Raw genomic sequence first — 18,827 nt, 5'->3', positions numbered from 1 at the left:
TGAATCAGGTGAAACAGCAGACAGGCATCCGGCGGATCAGTCCCGCACCGGCTCCACCGAGTCCACCCCGTCCGCAGCGGTGCGCTCGGTCGCCGTGCGCGCGGCCGGGGTGCTCCCGGTCGAACGGAGTGGCGACTGGGAGGACGGGCCGTCGAGCTTCGCGACCAGGCCCGTGACCTGGCGCGCGATGTCCGGGGCGGTGAGCCCGATCTCGGCCAGGACCTCCTTGCGCGACGCGTGGTCGAGGAAGCGCGGCGGGATGCCGAAGTCGCGCAGCGGCAGGTCGACGCCTGCGTCGCGCAGGGCCTGTGCGATCGCCGAACCGACGCCGCCCGCACGTGAGTTGTCCTCCACCGTCACCACGACGCGGTGCTGCTCGGCCAGCGGCGGCAGCGCCTCGTCGATGGGCTTGACCCAGCGCGGGTCGACGACGGTCGTGGAGATGCCCTGCTTGTCGAGCAGGTCGGCGACCTCCAGGCACATGGGGGCGAGCGCGCCGACGGAGACGAGGAGCACGTCCGGCCGGTCCGTTCCCGCCGCGCGCAGCACGTCCATGCCGCCGACCGTGCCCACGGCCTGTACGGCGGGGCCGACGGCGCCCTTCGAGTAGCGCACGACGGTCGGCGCGTCGTCGACCTCGACCGCCTCGCGCAGCTGCAGGCGCACCTGGTCGGCGTCGCGCGGCGCGGCGATCCGCACTCCGGGCACGCACTGCAGGATCGACATGTCCCACATACCGTTGTGCGAGGCGCCGTCGGTGCCGGTGATGCCGGCCCGGTCCAGGACGAAGGTGACGCCGCACTTGTGCAGGGCCACGTCCATCAGCAGCTGGTCGAAGGCGCGGTTGAGGAAGGTGGCGTACACCGCGAAGACGGGGTGCAGGCCGCCGGTGGCGAGGCCCGCGGCCGAGACGGCGCCGTGCTGCTCGGCGATGCCGACGTCGTAGACGCGGTCGGGGAACTCCTCCGCGAACTTCTTCAGGCCGACCGGCTGCAGCATGGCCGCGGTGATGGCGACGATGTCCTCGCGCTCCCGGCCGAGCTTGACCATCTCCTCGCCGAAGACGGACGTCCAGTCGAGACCGGCGGCAGAGATCGGCAGTCCGGTGTCGGGGTGGATGACGCCGACGGCGTGGAAGCGGTCGGCCTCGTCCTCGACGGCGGGCTTGTAGCCGCGGCCCTTCTCGGTGAGGCAGTGCACGATGACCGGGCCGCCGAACCGCTTGGCGCGGGACAGCGCGGACTCCAGCGCCGCGATGTCATGGCCGTCGATCGGGCCGACGTACTTCAGGCCCAGGTCCTCGAACATGCCCTGCGGGGCGATGAAGTCCTTCAGGCCCTTCTTGGCACCGTGCAGCGTGTCGTAGAGCGGCCGGCCGACGACCGGGGTGCGCTCGAGGAGCTCCCTGGTGCGGGCCAGGAAACGCTCGTAACCGTCCGTCGTGCGCAGCGTCGCGAGGTGGTTGGCGAGACCGCCGATCGTGGGCGCGTAGGAGCGCTCGTTGTCGTTGACGACGATGACGAGCGGGCGATCCTTGGCGTCCGCGATGTTGTTCAGCGCCTCCCAGGCCATACCGCCGGTCAGCGCGCCGTCACCGATCACGGCGACGACGTGGTCGTCCCTGCCCAGCACCTCGTTGGCCTTCGCCAGGCCGTCGGCCCAGCCGAGCACGGTGGAGGCGTGCGAGTTCTCGATCACGTCGTGCTCGGACTCGGCGCGCGACGGGTAGCCGGACAGGCCTCCCTTGGTGCGCAGCCCGGAGAAGTCCTGGCGACCGGTCAGCAGCTTGTGCACGTAGCTCTGGTGGCCCGTGTCGAACAGCACCTTGTCCTTCGGGGATTCGAAGACCCGGTGCAGGGCGATGGTGAGCTCGACCACGCCGAGGTTGGGGCCGAGGTGGCCGCCGGTCTTGGCAACCGCGTCGACGAGGAACGTCCGGATCTCCTCGGCCAGCTGGTCCAGCTGCTCCGGGCTGAGCGTGTCCAGATCGCGCGGTCCCCTGATGCGGGTCAGCAGCGGCACCCGTGCCTCCTTGCAGTAGAGCTGTTCGAGCCTTCGCGGGCCTGACGAGTCTAATGTTCCGCTGTTCCCGCCGACGTCCGGGCCGTGCGTCGTACGTCACGCCCTCGGCCGTACGAGGGACAGGAAAGCGCGGTTTTGAGGGCGCACCGGACACCGCTGTGCCCGGCACCACAATGGTGCCGGGCACAGGTCGAGGGGCTGCGCCCCTTAGGGGCGCGGGGCCGTGACATCATGCGGCTCCGCCGCGCGGGCGCGACCAGCCACAACCGACCCGCAGCCGACGGACGACCCTACTTTCCCGGCTCTCCCAGCGGAGCGACTACGCTCGGCCGGCCGTCTTCTGCGTCTTGCGGGTCACCGAGTCGATGACGACCGTGGCGAGAAGCACACCGCCGGTGATCATGTACTGGATCGGCGTGGCGATGCCCTCGAGGGCCAGGCCGTACTGGATCGAGGTGATCACCATGACACCGAGCAGCGCGTTCCAGGTGCGGCCGCGGCCGCCGAAGAGGCTCGTGCCGCCGATGACGGCCGCCGCGATGACGTTCATCAGCAGGTCACCGGCGCCGGCGCTCTGGTTGGCCGCGGCGATCTTGGAAGCCCAGAACAGACCGCCGATGGCCGCGAAGGTGCCGGCGATGGCGAAGACCGAGATCCGCACCGCGGTGACGTTGATGCCGGCACGACGGGACGCCTCGACGCTGCCGCCGAGCGCGAAGACCTTCCGCCCGTACGCGGTGCGCCGCAGCACGAAGTCGGTCAGCACGAGCACCGCGACGAACAGCACCAGCGCCAGGGGCAGGCCCTTGTACTGGTTGAACATGGCGGCGGCGGAGAAGCCGATGACCGCGAGGACCGCCGTGCGCAGCACGATCTCGCTGAGCGGCCGCGACGGCACACCCGCGGCCTCGCGGCGGCGGCTGTCCAGGAAGGAGGTGATGAAGAACACCACGACCGCGACCGTCGCGAGCCCGTAGGCCGCCGCGATGTCGGAGAAGTAGTACGTGGTGAGCCGGCCCACGACACCTTCGGAGTCGATGTTGATCGTGCCGTTGTCACCGAGGATCTGCAGCATGAAGCCGAGCCAGAACAGCAGGCCGGCCAGGGTGACAGCGAAGGCGGGCGCGCCGACGCGGGCGAAGAAGAAGCCATGGATGGCGCCGATGAGGGCGCCTCCGGCGATGGCGACGAGCACCGCCAGCCATTCGTTCACGCCGTGCGTGACGCTGAGCACCGCCATGAGCGCGCCGGACACACCGCTGACGGAGCCGACGGACAGATCGATCTCGCCGAGCAGCAGCACGAAGATGATGCCCACGGACATCATGCCGGTGGCGACCATCGCGATGGCGATGTTGTTGAGGTTCTCGGCCGAGAGGAAGTTCGAGTTCAGGCTCTGGAAGATGGCCCAGATGATGATCAGGCCGATGACGACGGGTATGGAACCCAGGTCGCCGGCGCGCATCTTGCGCTTGAACTCGGTGACGTAGCCCTTGAGGCCCTGTTCGCGCACGAGCAGCCGGGGGTCCACGGCGGTCACGGCGTCGGCGGCGGCCTCGGGGTTCTCCACGACGTGGTCGGCGGTCGTACCCGGGTTCGCGGAGGTCTTGTCGATGCTCACTTCTGAGCCTCCCCATTGCGCGCCGCACGACGGGTCACGGCGTTGTCCGTGGCACCCGTGATGGCGGAGATGATCTCTTCCTGCGAGGTGCTCTTGACCTCGAAGACGCCGTTGTTGCGGCCGAGCCGGAGCACCGCCACCTTGTCGGCGACGGCCTTGACGTCGGCCATGTTGTGGCTGATGAGGATCACGGCGTGACCGCGCTCGCGCAGCCGCTCCACCAGGTCGAGGACCTGCGCGGTCTGCTCGACGCCGAGGGCCGCGGTGGGCTCGTCGAGGATGACCAGCTTGGGCTCCCCGAGCATCGAGCGGGCGATGGCCACGGTCTGGCGCTGACCGCCGGAGAGCGAGGCGATCGGGATCCGCACGCTGGGGATGCGGATCGAGAGCGTCGTGAGCAGCTCGCGGGCGCGGCGCTCCATCTCGACCTCGTTGAGGACACCGCGGCGCTTGATCTCGCGGCCGAGGAAGAGATTGCCGACGACGTCGATGTTGTCGCACAGCGCGAGGTCCTGGTAGACGGTCGCGATGCCCAGGTTCTGGGCGTCGTGCGGCTTGTTGATCGAAACAGAACGGCCTTCCCACTCGATGACGCCGTCATCGATGGGGTGCACGCCGGCGATCGTCTTGACCAGCGTGGACTTTCCGGCGCCGTTGTCGCCGACGAGGGCGACCACCTCGCCGGCGTGGACCTCGAGCTCTACGTCGGTGAGCGCCTGAACGGCACCGAACCGCTTGGAGACCCCGCGCAACGCCAGCACAGGCGTAGCGGACACGTGAACCATCTCCTTCGCCGCCTGACCCGGCGGGAGGTTGTGCAGAAATGAAAGGGGGGTGGGCCGTCCGACGCCCCGATGGAACAGCGGGGGTGGTGGAACCGGGGCGCCGGACGGCTTCAGTACGAGTCCTGAAGGAGCCCTCTTACGAGGCCCGTACCGGAATTCTGGAATGAACTCCCGTACGCGCAAAGGGACTCGGAGAGGGAAATCTCGGAAGGAGGACTCGGGAGTGGCCCCTGAAGGGGACTCAAAAGGGCCTGAGAAGACCGCAGAAGGGCCTCAGAAGGGCCTCAGCCGAGGAGGCCGAGCTCCTCGCAGGCGGCCTTGTACTTGGTCGTGCAGATCTCGTTGGCCGTGTAGACGCCGTCCTTGATGACGGTGTCCTTGATGTTGTCCTTGGTCAGCGAGGTGACGGCGACCAGGACCGAGGGGATGCCCTTGGTGGTCGGGCTGTCGACCGTGTCCTTGGCGATGGAGTCGAGCTTCTCGCCCTTGGCGAGCGCGACGGCCATCTCGGCGGCGGCCTCGGCCTCCGGGGCGTACGGCTTGTAGACGCTCATGTACTGCTCGCCCGCCACGATGCGCTGCACACCGGCGAGTTCGGCGTCCTGGCCGGTGACCGGCGGGAGCTTGGACAGGCCCGCGGCCTTCAGGGCGGTGATGATGCCGCCCGCCATGCCGTCGTTGGCGGAGTAGACGCCGACGATGTTGCCCTTGCCGAGTGCCGAGATCGCGCCCTCCATGTTGGCGTTGGCGTTCTCCGGCTTCCACTCCTTGGTGTCGTACTCCTTGCCGATGTCGACCTTGCCGTCGAGCACGGAGTGGGCACCGTCCTTGAACTGCTTGGCGTTCGGGTCGGTGACGGAACCGTTCATCATGACGATCTTGCCGTCCTCGGCCTTGTCGCCCAGGGCCGTGAGGAGAGCCTCGCCCTGGACCTTGCCGACCTGGACGTTGTCGAACGAGGTGTAGGCGTCGATCGGGCCCTCGGCGAGGCGGTCGTAGGCGACGACGGGGATGCCGGCGTCCTTGGCCTTCTTGACGGAGCCGGCGATGGCCTTGGCGTCCACCGCATCCAGGATCAGCACGTCCACCTTGTTGGTGATCATCGTGTCGACCTGCTGGTTCTGGGTGGTGGCGTCCTGCTTGGCGTTGGCGTACGTGACCTCCGCCTTGCCGTTGGTGAGCTCGCTGATCTTCTTCTCGATGAGCGGCTTGTCGAACTTCTCGTAACGCGCGGTCTGGTTCTCCGGAAGGAGCAGGCCTATCTTCAGCGCGTCACCCTTGTCCGAGCTGCTGGCCTTGTCGCTGCCCTCGCCGGACTCCTTGGCGCTGCCACAGGCGGCGAGCGAAACGGCCATCGCGGAAGCGGCAATGGCAACGGCGGCACGACGCATACGCGTGTTCACTTCAGAAACCTCCCTGACGTGGCCGCGTCGCTGCGGCCGAGGTGCTCGAAGTCAACTCGGCGGTAACGGTTGCCGTCAAGGAGTAAATCCTTAACGAGATGACAACGGTGCCATGCGTGAACTAAGTGAAGGCAGGAGTGGCCACGGCGAGCGAGCCGTCCAGAAGGGTCGAATCGCCCATCTCGCTCAGCGCCAGCGCAAGGGCGCCGAGCACCTCGGCCCGGCCGCCAAGGGCCCCCGGGCGTATGGAGAGTTGACGCGCGGCACTCGGGATCGCGTACCGACGGACGGACTCCCGGATCGGACCCAGCACCAGCTCACCGGCCTCGGCGAGATCGCCGCCGAGCACCACCCGGGACGGGTTCAAGAGGTTGCAAAGGTTGGCCACGCCGCTGCCGATGTGGCGCCCGACGTCGGCGATCACGCGTCGGCAGCCCGGGTCGCCGTCGCGCGCCAGCCTGACGACGCCTTCCATGGTCAGATCCGTGCCGTGGCTGGGCTGGAGGAGCGGCAGCACATAGCGGGCGGCCGTGAAGGTCTCCAGGCAGCCGCGGTTGCCGCAGCGGCAGACCGGGCCGGACTCATCCAGAGTGATATGTCCAATTTCGCCCGCGGTTCCGCCGGGACCCCGGTAGATCTTCCCGTCGATCACCAGGCCGGCGCCCACACCGCTCGAGACCTTGATGTACGCGAGGTCCTTCACGCCGCGCCCGCTGCCCCAGACCAACTCGCCGAGCGCACCCAGGTTGGCGTCGTTGTCGACGTGAACCGGGACACCGAGCCGTCCGCGCAGCTCCTCGGCGGGTCTGGTGCCGGTCCAGCCCGGCAGGATGGCCGTCGAGCCCAGCGTGCCCGACTCCACGTCGATCGGTCCCGGCACGCCGAGTCCGACGCCCGCGATCTTGGATCGGTCGACCCCCGTGGCCACGATCAGGCGGCTGACCAGCTCTTCCGCCCGGTCGAAGCCCTGCGCGGCGGAGGCGTCCACGTCAAGCGGCTCGGACTCCTCGGCCAGCACCTGATGGGCGAGGTTCCCGATCGCGACGCGCAGGTGCGTATGCCCGAAGTCGACGCCGATGACGATTCCGGCGTCACCGCTCAAGGACACGCTGCGCGCCCGACGGCCGCCCGCCGAGGTGGGCGTGACCTCGACGGTTCCGCCCTCCTTGAGCTCCCGCACGATGTTGGAGACCGTCGCTGCGGACAGGCCCGTCGTCCTTGCGATCTCGGCCTGCGTGAGCGACCCGGCCAGCCGCACGGCACGTACGACCCGCTCGAGATTGGCCCGGTGCAGCGACGACTGCGACCCCGGAGTCTCCATCGACCCATCCACTCCTGCCCTAGGACGGGCAGCGATGCCGCCCGAGGGCCCGGTTCACGGCAGCTGTGAACGGGGCCACGTACAAGTTGTGAACTCCAAGCTGTGCTGAACCGGTTACCGCAGTCAAGTCCTTGACGGAAATCGCTTCCCAAGCGCGACCGTCTTACGGCAGGCCGAGGCCCCGGCCTCCAGGCTTCCCTGGAGACCGGGGCTGTCGGGACGGTCGCCTGGGGCTACTTCAGCGTGCCCGCGGTCAGGCCGGACTGGACCTGTCGCTGGAAGGACAGATAGACCACGACGACCGGCAGGATCGCGATCGTCATACCCGCGAAGATCACCGGAAGGTCGCCCGCATATCCCTGCTGCTGGTTCAGCAGCACCAGGCCCTGCGTCAGCATCGAGCGGTCCGGGTCGAAGCCGCTCTGCTGCTGCATCAGGACCAGCGGCAGGATGTACTGGTTCCACTGGCCGAGCAGATTGAAGATGCCGACGCTGATCAGACCGGGCTTGGCCATCGGCAGCATCACCTGGAAGAAGACCCGGGAGTGCGAGGCCCCGTCGATAACGGCCGCTTCGTGGATGGTGGTCGGCAGCGTCCGGAAGAACGCGTGCATGAAGAAGACCGTGAACGGCATCGAGTACGCGATGTACACCAGGATCAGGCCCTGGTAGGTGTTGAGCATGCCGAGCTGCTTGACCAGGAAGTACAGCGGGATCAGCCCGAGGTACACCGGGAACATCGCACCGGCGACGAAGAAGTAGTAGATGAACCGGTTGCCCCGGAACGGATAGCGGGCCAGCACATAGGCGCCCATCGACCCGAACAGCATCGTCAGCGGCACCGAGAAGACCAGCACGATGACGGTGTTCAGGAAGTACGAACCGATATGGCCCGTGGTCCAGGCCCGGCCGAAGGCGTCGAAGTTCCAGTTGGACGGCCACGACCAGGAGCTGGCACCGATTTCCGCGTCGGTCTTGAACGACCCCAGGAGAATCCAGATCAGCGGCAGGACGATCATCACGGCCCACAGAATGAGGAAACCGTGCGAGAAGACGTTGAGGACCCTGCCCTCGCTCTCGCCCCCCGCCGGGCCGCGGCCCTTGTTCGCTCCGCCGCGCTGGGCCGGTACGGCGTCCTTGGTCACGCCGTCGATCGTGGGAGTGGTGGACATGGTGTGCTCCCCGCTCAGTACTCGATGCGCTCGCGGCGGCTGATCCGCAGCGTGAGGATGGACAGGATCAGAGTGAGGAGCAGAATCACCACACCCATGGCACAGGCATAGCCGCTCTTTCCGAACGCCAGGAAGTTGCGCATCAGATACGTGGCCATGACCTCACTGCTGTGGTCGGGACCGCCGCCGAAATTGCTGCCCGGCGTCATGACCGAGATGAGCGCGAACGCGTCCATGGCCAGAATCGCGAGATAGACCCAGGCCGTCTGCACGGTGTCCCACAGCAGCGGCAGGGTGACCTTGAAAAAGGTCTGGTTCCGGTTGGCGCCGTCCAGCAGTGCGGCCTCGTAGATCTCCTTGGGAATCGACTGCATGGCCGCCGAGAAGAGGACGAGATAGAAACCGACGCCCCACCACAGCAGGACGAAGGCGACGCACCACAGCACCAGATTCGGGGAGTTGAGCCACTCGATCGGGTTCTCCCGGTCGGAGATACCCAGTTTGATCAGGCTGCCGTTGATCAGACCCGCGACATCGCCGCGGTAGATCGCCCGCCACACGATGGCGAGGATGACCACCGACAGAACGTGCGGGAGGAAGAAGACGACCTTGTAGAAGCCGGACCCACGGACGCCCTGGATACCGGCCGCACCGCCCCGCCCGCCCACGTTCACCATGAAGGCGAAGAAGAGGGCGAGCAGGATGGTGGCGATCGGAAGCGTCACCAGGAGCAGGAAGTTGTTCCACAGGGCCCGCGTGAAGACGTCGTCGGCGAACAGGTCGATGTAGTTCTGCAGCCCGACGAAATCCATCTGCGCCGACTGGCCACGCCAGTTGGTGAAGGAATACCCGAAGGTCTGCACGTACGGCCAGATCATGAAGACCACGTACAGCCCGAGCGGACCGATCAGAAAACCGGCGATGAACCGGTTCTTGCCCTTGTGCATGACTCTCAGCCCCTGGTGTTCCGGAACCCCCGTTACGGACGCTTGTTGTTCTTGCTCGCCGGGTCCTTCGCCGCCTTGTCGACGGCGGCCTGGCACCGCTTGAGCCATTCCTTGGGCTGGATGCGCTTGGCCATCAGCTCGGCGGACGCGGTCCGGAAGGACTCGTCCATCTCGCTGTACCAGTTGGTGTAGTAGTAGTCGAAGGTGTTGTCGCCGGCCGCCGTGACGGCCTCGATCGCGGACTTCGTGCCGGGGCGCAGCTCGACGCTGGTGTCGACACCGTCCTGGACGATGGTCAGCGAGTTCGCCTGCTGGGCGAAGCTCGTCGACCACTCCTTCGACAGCATCATGCGCAGGAACTCAAGGCCGCCCGCCTTGTTCTTGGCCTTCTCGGGGACGATGAAGGGCTCACCCGCGCCGGCGCGGATGGCCTCGAACGGCAGCTTGCTGTCGGGCAGCAGCGGCATCGGCAGGAACTTCATGTCGAAGTCCTCGGGCGTCTGCTTCAGCTGTTCGTTCTCCAGCCAGGAGCCGGAGGGGATGAAGACGGCCTTGCCCTTGTTCCACGCGGTCTGGGACTCGATGTGGTCGAGGGAGTTGGTGCCCGGCATCAGCAGGCCCTTCTCGACGATCTCGTAGATCGCCTCGATGGACGCCTGGGCGGCGTCGCTGCCGACGAACGCCTTCGGGTCCAGGTTGTCGATCGCCTTCATGGCGTCCAGACCACCGGTCTTGGCGATCAGGTCCATGATCATGACGTTGACGTAGTACGGGTGCTTGCCCTGGTGGGCGAGGCCGCCGATGCCGTCCTTCTTCGCCTCCTTCATGATCTCAAGGAAGGCGTCCCAGGTCTTCGGCACCTCCCAGCCCTTGTCCGTGAAGAGCTTGCCGGAGTACCACACGCCCCAGACGGTGTAGATGTAGTTCAGCGAGTACATCTTGCCGTCGAAGTTGCCCTTTTCGGCCGTGCCCGGGACGAGGATGTCGCGGACCTTCTTCGACGGGTCGTCGTACGACGGGGCGTCGAGCAGCTCGTCCAGGTTGGCGAGCTGGCCGTCCTTGTACAGGGTGTCGAGCTTGATCTGCTGGGCGCCGGAGTTGTCCACGACGTCCGGCGGGTTGCCGCCGACGAAGCGGGGCTGGAGCTTGCCCGTGATCTCCTGGGTGCCGAGGTGGGAGATCTTGCTGCCCCACTTCGCCTTGTACTTCTTCTCCCACTCGATGGCGTACTGGTCGCCGAAGCCGCCCTTGAAGATGACGACGTCGAGGGTGCCGCCCTTCGCGACGCCGAAGGGGTTCGACTTGGTCTTCTCCCCCTTGTTGGTGTTCTCCTCCTCGCCGCTGCCGCTGCTGGCGCACGCCGAGAGGAAACCCATCGTGGGAACGGAGATCAGACCGAGCGCAGCGGACCGCTTGATCAGGTCGCGGCGGCCGACACCCGCCGAGTTGCTGCCGGCGTTCTCGGAGCTGCTGTGGCCGGAAGTGGATCCCATGCTCAAGTCCTCGCCTTCTCCAGGACTCAGGCGGTGAACCGGATCCTCCCCGGCACCGCGGTGAAGTGCTGTGTCTTCGGTGGAGCTGGATCGTGCTGGAGTGCTGGAGTGTCGGAATCGGCGGGAATCACGGGCGCGGCCGACGACATCGCCGGTCCGCCTCTGTCCCCTCCCCCGGACCCCCCTCCTGTCCACGACCTGTCGAACGGCTGGGTGGTGCCGACAGGTATAGTCCACTTCCCGGCGACGGATCAAGATCGAATGCAGGTTTGGTCTGCGTTCTTTTTCTAGTTGAGACCTCGCGGACACACGGGCGGTCTGCACCTGCCGTTCCCAGTCGAGACGGACATCAACTCACTCGTCGGATTCTGATCCACCACGAGCCGACGGCAGCGGAGCTCGAATACGGCTCAGCCGCGGCTCCCGGCGCGGCGGCTGGCGGCGTTCGCGGCGGCCACACCTGCGCTCAGCCGCTCGGCGGGCGTGGCCACACGTACCGCCGCAGGGCAGGCGTCCCACTCCTTGCCGCCACCGAGCGGCCGCAGTTGGAGGTACGGACCCGCCGCGCCCATGACCTGCCCGACACGGCCCTGACGCTCGTCGACGACAACCGTGCCGGGCAGTGGTACGTCGCTCAAGGCGCCACCTGCTTCAGCACGAGAGTCAGCTTCCGTGCCGTCTCCAGGTTGCAGCGGCCCAGCTCGACCAGGGGTCGGGGCGTCGCACTGAACCCGCATGACGGTAGATCGACACGGAGCGAGGGCAGTGTGATGCCGCAGGCGGCGAGGGACTCGTTCAGCTCCCGTACGGCATTGCCTGCTTCGGAGAGCGGATCTGCGGCTGGCCGCGTTCGCATCTGCCGCGAGGGGCTACACCCTCTGCAAGACGACACGAGGGAAGATTGCGCCGACCAAGCCAGGTCAGCCCACCTTGAGCTGCTCCTCACCGAAGTCCGCCACGAGATGCAGCTGCCCACCGAGAGCTGCCACATAGCGGGCGAGCACCTCGTGCGTCGACGCCTGACCGCGCTCGATCTGGCTGACCCGAGACTTGGTCACACCCATCAGCTCGGCGAGCTGCGCCTGCGTCATGCCCTGCCGCCTACGGATCTCGGCAAGGCGGTGACCGCGCGCCCGAGCCCGCAGTTCCTCCTTGCCAGCCTCGAACTCCTCCTCACCGATACGCTCGATGATCGGGCCTCGCATGTCGGCCCAGCGCGTAAAGCCCTTCACCGATTCTTCTCCCTCTCCTCGATGGCTCGTTCTTCGAGGTACACCGTGAGCAGCCGCTCCGCTCGGGGGATCGCCCAGTCGTACCAGCCGCTCCAGTCTCCGGACTTGTCACCCGCGACCAGGAGGATGGCCGAACGCCATGGATCGGACACGAACAGTACGCGGATCTCAGTACGGCCCGCTGATCCGGGCCTGAGCTCCTTGAGGTTCTGGACCGACGAGTGAGCGACTCGGTCCACGAGTGGACGGCCGAGCCCAGGACCGCTCTCCGCCAGCACGTCGATGGCCTGTGCCACGAGCTTGTGCGATCTCTCGTCCAGACCACCGATCCAATCTCGAACCTCGTCTGTAACGTAGATCTCCCAGTCTTCCATCGACGCCTCTCCGCAGTTGAAGTGTAGCAAATCCTCTACCGGGAGAGGGGTGGCCGCGTTCCGGAGAACCGGCGATGTTCACCCGATCGAGCAGCGGGCGACGAGTTGCCGTCGCAGGCAGCGGTGTCGACACACTCCGCCTGCCAGCGAAAACAGGCACCCGTACAGCGAGCGGTGAGCAGGCCTCGGCCGCCGGCCCGCGGAGGCCGTTGCTTGAGAGAGGCAGACCCGTCCTCCGACTGTTGGGTCCCGGGAATTGCGCAAGCACCACCGCTGACGTACGGCCACGGGTGGGGTGCCAAAGGCCGTCGGCACCCCACCCGTGGATCAACTTGCCTAGCGCACGCGTCAGCCCACCCGACACGGCAGGCTGGTGGCGGGATCCGCCCCGGAGCCCGACACCACGTAACCGAAGGTCGTCGATTCACCAGGGTCCAGGGCGCCGTTCCAGTCGGCGTTGTGGACCATCACCTCCTGACCCTGCACGGTCATCGTGCCGCTCCACAGGCTGTCGATCGCCTGCCCGTCGGGCAGCGTCCAGTCCACCATCCAGCCGAGCATCGGGATGTCACTGGTGTTGGTGACGGTCACCTCGGCCTGGTAGCCGCCGGACCAGCTGCCGGTGGTACGGCGGGTGGCGGAGCAGTCGCCGGGCGGCGGCTCCGTCGGGGGGTTGCCCGGGTCCTTGATGCCGGTCACTTCACCATTGCCGCCGTCGAAGACGACGTCGGAGCAGGAGTAGAAGGTCTCCTGGCTGTCCGAGCGCTGCCACACCATGTAGATGATGTGCCGCCCGTCCTTGCCCTCGGGCAGGGCACCGGTCCACGAGTAGTTGGCATCGACCGTCCCCGGCGATCCGTTCAGCGGCGGGTGGTCGACGGAGAGGAACGGCTGCTCCTCCATGTCGTCCCAGGTGAGCGGCTGGGTCGGGTCGAAACCGTCCTTGGTGACGTAGACGTAGAACCAACCCGGGTGCGCGGCCCAGGCGTTGTACGAGAAGTCGACGGTCGCTCCCGCCGTCAGATGCGTGAGCGGCCAGTCGTCGCGCGGCAGGTTGAACCCGGTGAAGTTCGTGTTCCCGCCGCTGCACAGCTCTCCGTCGGGGACGAAGCCGCGGGTACGGCCGGCCCCGTCCGAGCGGAGCACGGAGAACCAGTTGTAGAACGGCGTGGTGCCGCTCTCCTGGGCGGCCGCCGCGCAGGCCGGGTTGACGGGCTTGATCTCCCCGGTGTCCGTGAGCCCGTCCTGCCAGCACAGGAACGTGCGGCTGCCGGGCTTCATGGGCGTGCCGTGCGCCTCGGCCTTCCCGCCCGCCGTGAGCACCAGTCCCAGGGCCGGGATCGTGGTGACCAGGGCCAGCAGGACGAGGAAGAAGGCTCTGTACCGGGCGGGCAGCGGTAATCGCCTACTCGTCGCGAGTTTTGCTGCGGACATGACAAACGCGTCCCTTCGTTGTCGATTGCTCGATGGTCGTGAGGAACGTGCATGTGAGATGGGAACGCCGCCTGGGGGCGGGTTCCGGTCCGCTGCTATGGGAGCGCTCCCATCCCACTCCCTGTGAAGTTAGCGAGGGCCGCCACTCTTGTAAACGCCTGGCGCACCACTCGGCACGAACACATCAGGTTCGCCTGTCCACCAGGGGCCCCCTGCCTGCGGACACACGAGGGCCGCACCCCCGTCACCGGGGATGCGGCCCTCAACTGCCGTGCTTTACCGCTTACTTCCGGATCAGGCTGCGCAGCACGTACTGCATGATGCCGCCGTTGCGGTAGTAGTCCGCCTCACCCGGGGTGTCGATACGGACGACCGCGTCGAACTCGACGCCGGTGTCGGTGGTGACCTTCACCGTGCGCGGCGTGGTGCCGTCGTTGAGCTCGGTCACACCGGTGATGGAGAAGGTCTCCTCGCCGGTCAGGCCGAGGGACTCGGCCGAGGCGCCCTCCGGGAACTGCAGCGGCAGGACGCCCATGCCGATGAGGTTCGAGCGGTGGATGCGCTCGTACGACTCGGCGATGACGGCCTTGACGCCAAGGAGCGCGGTGCCCTTCGCGGCCCAGTCGCGGGACGAGCCGGAGCCGTACTCCTTGCCGGCCAGGACGACCAGCGGGACGCCGGCGGCCTGGTAGTTCTGCGACGCGTCGTAGATGAACGACACCGGGCCGTCGGCCTGCGTGAAGTCGCGGGTGTAGCCGCCCTCGGTGCCCGGCGCGATCTGGTTGCGCAGGCGGATGTTGGCGAACGTACCGCGGATCATGACCTCGTGGTTGCCTCGGCGCGAGCCGTAGGAGTTGAAGTCACGACGCTCCACACCGTGCTCGGTGAGGTACTTGCCGGCCGGGGTGTCGGCCTTGATCGCACCGGCCGGGGAGATGTGGTCGGTGGTGACCGAGTCGCCCAGCTTGGCGAGGACGCGGGCGCCGGCGATGTCGGTGACCGGGGTCGTGTCCATCGTCATGCCCTCGAAGTACGGGGGCTTGCGGACGTAGGTCGACTGCGGGTCCCACTCGAAGGTGTTGCCGGTCGGGATCGGCAGCGACTGCCACTGGGCGTCGCCGGCGAACACGTCCTGGTAGGACGTGGCGAACATGTCCTCGCCGATGGCGCTGGCGACGACCTCGTTGACCTCCTGCTCGGACGGCCAGATGTCCTGCAGGTAGACGGGCTTGCCGTCCTTGTCGGTGCCCAGGGCGTCCTTGGTGATGTCCACCTTCATGGAGCCCGCGATGGCGTACGCGACGACCAGCGGCGGGGACGCCAGGTAGTTCATCTTGACGTCGGGGTTGATGCGGCCCTCGAAGTTGCGGTTGCCCGAGAGCACGGACGTCACGGCCAGGTCGTGGTCGTTGACGGCCTTGGAGACCTCCTCCGGCAGCGGGCCGGAGTTGCCGATGCAGGTGGTGCAGCCGTAACCGACGAGGTTGAAGCCCATCTTGTCGAGGTACGGCGTGAGGCCCGCGCGGTCGTAGTAGTCCATGACGACCTTGGAGCCCGGGGCCAGGGTGGTCTTGACCCACGGCTTGCGGGTCAGGCCCTTCTCGACCGCCTTCTTGGCCACCAGCGCGGCGGCGACCATGACGTACGGGTTCGAGGTGTTGGTGCAGGAGGTGATCGCGGCGACCGTGACGGCGCCGTGGTCGATCTCGTACGTCGAGCCGTCGGGGGCGGTGACCAGGGTCGGCTTGGTCGGCACACCGTTGCTGACGGCCGGGGAGTCGGAGGCCGGGAAGGACTCCTCGCCCGCCTCGTCGGCCGTGTCCACGTAGTTCCGTACGTCCTGCGAGAACTGGTACGCGGCGTCGGCGAGGACGATGCGGTCCTGCGGGCGCTTCGGGCCGGCGATCGACGGGACGACCGTGGAGAGGTCCAGCTCGAGCTTCTCGGAGAAGTCGGGCTCGGCGGCCGGGTCGAGCCAGAGGCCCTGCTCCTTGGCGTACGCCTCGACGAGCGCGACCTGCTGCTCGGAGCGGCCGGTCAGGCGCAGGTAGTTCAGGGTCTCGTCGTCGATCGGGAAGATCGCGGCGGTGGAGCCGAACTCCGGCGACATGTTGCCGATGGTGGCGCGGTTGGCGAGCGAGGTGGCGGCGACGCCCTCGCCGTAGAACTCGACGAACTTGCCGACGACACCGTGCTTGCGGAGCATCTCGGTGATGGTCAGCACGAGGTCGGTGGCGGTGGTGCCCGGCTTCAGCTCGCCGGTCAGCTTGAAGCCGACGACACGCGGGATGAGCATCGAGACGGGCTGGCCGAGCATCGCGGCCTCGGCCTCGATGCCGCCGACGCCCCAGCCCAGCACACCGAGGCCGTTGACCATGGTGGTGTGCGAGTCGGTGCCGACCAAGGTGTCGGGGTACGCCTTGCCGTCACGGACCATGACGACGCGGGCCAGGTGCTCGATGTTGACCTGGTGGACGATGCCGGTGCCGGGCGGGACGACCTTGAACTCGTCGAACGCGGTCTGGCCCCAGCGCAGGAACTGGTAGCGCTCCTTGTTGCGGCCGTACTCCAGCTCCACGTTCTGGGCGAAGGAGTCCGGGGTGCCGAACTTGTCGGCGATGACGGAGTGGTCGATGACCAGCTCGGCCGGGGCGAGCGGGTTGATCTTCGCCGGGTCGCCGCCGAGCTCCTTGACGGCCTCGCGCATGGTGGCGAGGTCCACGACACAGGGAACACCGGTGAAGTCCTGCATGATCACGCGAGCCGGCGTGAACTGGATCTCCTGACTCGGCTGCGCCTGCGAGTCCCAGCCACCGAGCGCCCGGATGTGGTCGGCGGTGATGTTCGCGCCGTCCTCGGTGCGGAGCAGGTTCTCCAGCAGCACCTTCAGGCTGTAGGGCAGACGAGCGGAGCCCTCGACCTTGTCCAGCCTGAAGATCTCGTACGACTCGTCGCCCACCTGCAGCGTGCTGCGGGCGTCGAAGCTGTTCGCCGACACGACAGTCTCCTTCATTTTTGTGCGCGTACCACCGCATCCTGCCGCCACGACTCGTCGCCGATCCGCTAAGGTAAGGCTAAGTTAGGTGACCCTTACCAGGGTGGGTGGCTGCGGTGCGCCTCGGCAGATATCTCGATGTCGAGATAACTCTAGTACATGGGCGCTGTTCGGTCATGCCCTGACCCCGGCGCTGTGACCTGTCGCATCGAAGGTGGAGTGATTCTCAAGGTGGAGCGATTCTCACCGAAGGTTGAGTGACTGCTTGGCGCGGGTGTGTTCCCGTGGTCAGCCGAGCCAGCGGCCGTCGCGCATCAGGTCGCGCCCCCGCAGCTCGTTCGCCTCCCGCCAGGCCTGGATGCGCCGCGGCCGGATCAGGAAGTACTGGTAGGGCTCGTCGAGCTCGCGCGGGTCGAAACCGGTCTTGGTCGCGAACGCGTCGCCCGCCTCCGGGCCGAGGTCGGCGATGTCCACCGGATCGGCGGTGCCGTCGACGACGACGACGTCGCGGGTCGGCCCGAGGCTGAGTCGCACCCTGCCGTCCGCCAGCAGGTTGCGGCCGGTGACCGAGGCGCGCGGCGTCGAGATGAGGAGCGCGGTCCCGTCCCACAGGTACGAGAGCGGGATGAGGTGGACCCCGCCCGGGGAGCCCGACGTCGCGACCCAGAGATCGACGTCGCTCTCCAGTTTCGCGCGAGTGTCCCGCAGCCTCTCCTCAAGTCCACGCGGCGGCGCGCCCGTCATGCTTCCTCCAGTCACTTCGTGGAGAGCCCTTCCTCCGGGGGGAGAGGCTCCGTCGGTCATCGGTCGGGTTCACCCGGCGGCCGTGTCGTGATCGGCGACCAGGCAGGGCAGGCGGCAGTGGCACATCAGGGCGTGAGGGCCGGCGATGCGGCCTCCCACGCAAACCCGTCCGGGTCGGTGAAAGGCCCGGCATCGCCGCCGATCACGAGCCGGTGCGATCCCGTGCCGTCGGGAGAGACGCCGGCGTCCTTGGCAAGGGCACGGCGCCTGTACAGGGCCAGCTTGACGGGACTCGACGCAGCGGCGAACTCGACGTACATGCGGCCGAAGCTCTTCGCCACGGCGAGGCCGCGCTCGACGTAGAACCGCTTGCTCGCGGCCACGTCCGCGACTCCCAGCAGGAGCACGATCTCGTCGATCTGCCGGGTGGCCGGGCCGGTGTCCTTCTTCGCCGAGGTCGCGACCTTCCAGATCGTCCCGTCCGGGGCCTGTACGACACCGCCGTAGCCCCAGAGCGACTTCGCGGCAGGCTTCAGCGGCGTGGCGCCGGCGTCGAGGGCGGCGTCGATGAGGCTGTTGACGGTGGCCGGCTGGGACACCGTGAGCGACAGCGTGAACCCGCGGAAGCCGGTTGTGGGTGCCTCCGAGGCCCGCAGGCGGATCTGCGTGTCCAAGCCGAAGGCGGCGGTGTAGAAGCGGTGGGCGGCCGTGGGGTCGGCCACGTCGAGGGTGAGGGATTCGATGGATGCCATGGCCATCACGCTATGTGCGGCTCGGCGACCGGCGCTTCTTGATTCCTGACCGGTCTTGTCACCTGTTTCGCCACACACGGCGGCATCCCCGCTGCGGGGCCCGCCCCGCACCGCCGGTAGGCGCTTGGCGGCATGCCGACCAGCTCGGTGAAGCGGGTGCTGAAGGTGCCCAGCGATGAGCAGCCGACCGCGAAGCAGACCTCGGTGACGCCGAGGTCGCCGCGACGCAGCAGCGCCGTCGCGCGTTCGATGCGACGCGTCATCAGGTACGCGTACGGAGACTCGCCGTAGGCCAGCCGGAACTGGCGGCTGAGGTGCCCGGCGGACATGTGCACGCCGCGGGCGAGCGCCTCGACGTCCAGCGGCTGTGCGTACTCCCGGTCGATCCGGTCGCGGACACGGCGCAGTCGCGCGAGATCGCTCTGGCGTCCGAGGTCGCTCAGGCGCTGCGCCGCGGTGTGTGCGCGCCCCCATGAGGGGTGACACATGAGAGAACTCCCTTTCCGACGTCAGCTTCACGCTAGGTGCGGCT

Annotated in this window: 17 protein-coding genes; all 17 read right to left on the bottom strand. The window is 67.6% G+C overall.

Going from position 1 to position 18,827, the window contains the following annotated elements; all coding sequences use genetic code 11:
• Positions 1–36 precede the first annotated feature (36 nt).
• Positions 37–2,022, bottom strand: coding sequence for a 1-deoxy-D-xylulose-5-phosphate synthase (gene dxs, locus ACSMXV_RS31760; protein ID WP_473174576.1), 1,986 nt, complete (start codon positions 2,020–2,022; stop codon positions 37–39).
• Between the two features lie 319 nt (positions 2,023–2,341).
• Entirely contained in the window at positions 2,342–3,643 is a 1,302-nt protein-coding gene (locus ACSMXV_RS31755) for a sugar ABC transporter permease (protein ID WP_473174575.1), read from the bottom strand.
• A complete protein-coding gene (locus tag ACSMXV_RS31750) occupies positions 3,640–4,428 on the bottom strand; it encodes an ATP-binding cassette domain-containing protein (protein WP_473174574.1) in 789 nt (262 codons plus the stop codon). The genes ACSMXV_RS31755 and ACSMXV_RS31750 overlap by 4 nt, the downstream gene beginning before the upstream one ends.
• A gap of 284 nt (positions 4,429–4,712) precedes the next feature.
• Positions 4,713–5,819, bottom strand: a complete 1,107-nt coding sequence (locus tag ACSMXV_RS31745) for a substrate-binding domain-containing protein (RefSeq protein ID WP_473179117.1) — start codon at positions 5,817–5,819, stop codon at positions 4,713–4,715.
• A gap of 133 nt (positions 5,820–5,952) precedes the next feature.
• A complete protein-coding gene (locus ACSMXV_RS31740) occupies positions 5,953–7,152 on the bottom strand; it encodes an ROK family transcriptional regulator (RefSeq protein WP_181658626.1) in 1,200 nt (399 codons plus the stop codon).
• Positions 7,153–7,385: 233 nt separating this feature from the next.
• A complete protein-coding gene (locus tag ACSMXV_RS31735; protein WP_473174573.1) occupies positions 7,386–8,324 on the bottom strand; it encodes a carbohydrate ABC transporter permease in 939 nt (312 codons plus the stop codon).
• A 14-nt stretch (positions 8,325–8,338) separates the two neighbouring features.
• On the bottom strand, positions 8,339–9,271 hold the full coding sequence (locus tag ACSMXV_RS31730) for a carbohydrate ABC transporter permease (protein ID WP_473174572.1): 933 nt from the start codon (positions 9,269–9,271) through the stop codon (positions 8,339–8,341).
• A gap of 32 nt (positions 9,272–9,303) precedes the next feature.
• Complete coding sequence (ngcE, locus tag ACSMXV_RS31725; RefSeq protein WP_473174571.1) at positions 9,304–10,764, bottom strand: N-acetylglucosamine/diacetylchitobiose ABC transporter substrate-binding protein; 1,461 nt, start codon at positions 10,762–10,764, stop codon at positions 9,304–9,306.
• Positions 10,765–11,174: 410 nt separating this feature from the next.
• On the bottom strand, positions 11,175–11,402 hold the full coding sequence (locus tag ACSMXV_RS31720; protein ID WP_473174570.1) for a hypothetical protein: 228 nt from the start codon (positions 11,400–11,402) through the stop codon (positions 11,175–11,177).
• Entirely contained in the window at positions 11,399–11,620 is a 222-nt protein-coding gene (locus ACSMXV_RS31715) for a hypothetical protein (protein WP_473174569.1), read from the bottom strand. Before ACSMXV_RS31715 ends, ACSMXV_RS31720 begins: the two co-directional genes overlap by 4 nt.
• Before the next feature lie 64 nt (positions 11,621–11,684).
• On the bottom strand, positions 11,685–11,996 hold the full coding sequence (locus ACSMXV_RS31710) for a helix-turn-helix domain-containing protein (protein WP_473174568.1): 312 nt from the start codon (positions 11,994–11,996) through the stop codon (positions 11,685–11,687).
• The gene (locus tag ACSMXV_RS31705; RefSeq protein WP_473174567.1) at positions 11,993–12,370 is read right to left on the bottom strand and encodes a type II toxin-antitoxin system RelE/ParE family toxin; all 378 of its coding nucleotides are present in this window, start codon (positions 12,368–12,370) and stop codon (positions 11,993–11,995) included. The genes ACSMXV_RS31710 and ACSMXV_RS31705 overlap by 4 nt, the downstream gene beginning before the upstream one ends.
• Before the next feature lie 348 nt (positions 12,371–12,718).
• Positions 12,719–13,804, bottom strand: coding sequence for a lytic polysaccharide monooxygenase auxiliary activity family 9 protein (locus tag ACSMXV_RS31700; protein WP_473174566.1), 1,086 nt, complete (start codon positions 13,802–13,804; stop codon positions 12,719–12,721).
• A gap of 283 nt (positions 13,805–14,087) precedes the next feature.
• Complete coding sequence (gene acnA, locus ACSMXV_RS31695) at positions 14,088–16,802, bottom strand: aconitate hydratase AcnA (protein ID WP_473179116.1); 2,715 nt, start codon at positions 16,800–16,802, stop codon at positions 14,088–14,090.
• 285 nt (positions 16,803–17,087) lie between these two features.
• Positions 17,088–17,543 (bottom strand): pyridoxamine 5'-phosphate oxidase family protein, encoded by a 456-nt coding sequence (locus tag ACSMXV_RS31690; RefSeq protein WP_473174565.1) that lies wholly within the window; start codon positions 17,541–17,543, stop codon positions 17,088–17,090.
• Between the two features lie 125 nt (positions 17,544–17,668).
• Complete coding sequence (locus tag ACSMXV_RS31685) at positions 17,669–18,295, bottom strand: glyoxalase (RefSeq protein ID WP_473174564.1); 627 nt, start codon at positions 18,293–18,295, stop codon at positions 17,669–17,671.
• 5 nt (positions 18,296–18,300) lie between these two features.
• Complete coding sequence (locus ACSMXV_RS31680) at positions 18,301–18,783, bottom strand: helix-turn-helix transcriptional regulator (RefSeq protein ID WP_473174563.1); 483 nt, start codon at positions 18,781–18,783, stop codon at positions 18,301–18,303.
• Between the last annotated feature and the right edge of the window lie 44 nt (positions 18,784–18,827).

This window comes from Streptomyces sp. DSM 42067 (assembly GCF_055792885.1).
Note: the sequence above shows the minus strand (reverse complement) of the source record. Positions and strands in the feature narration are given on the sequence as shown.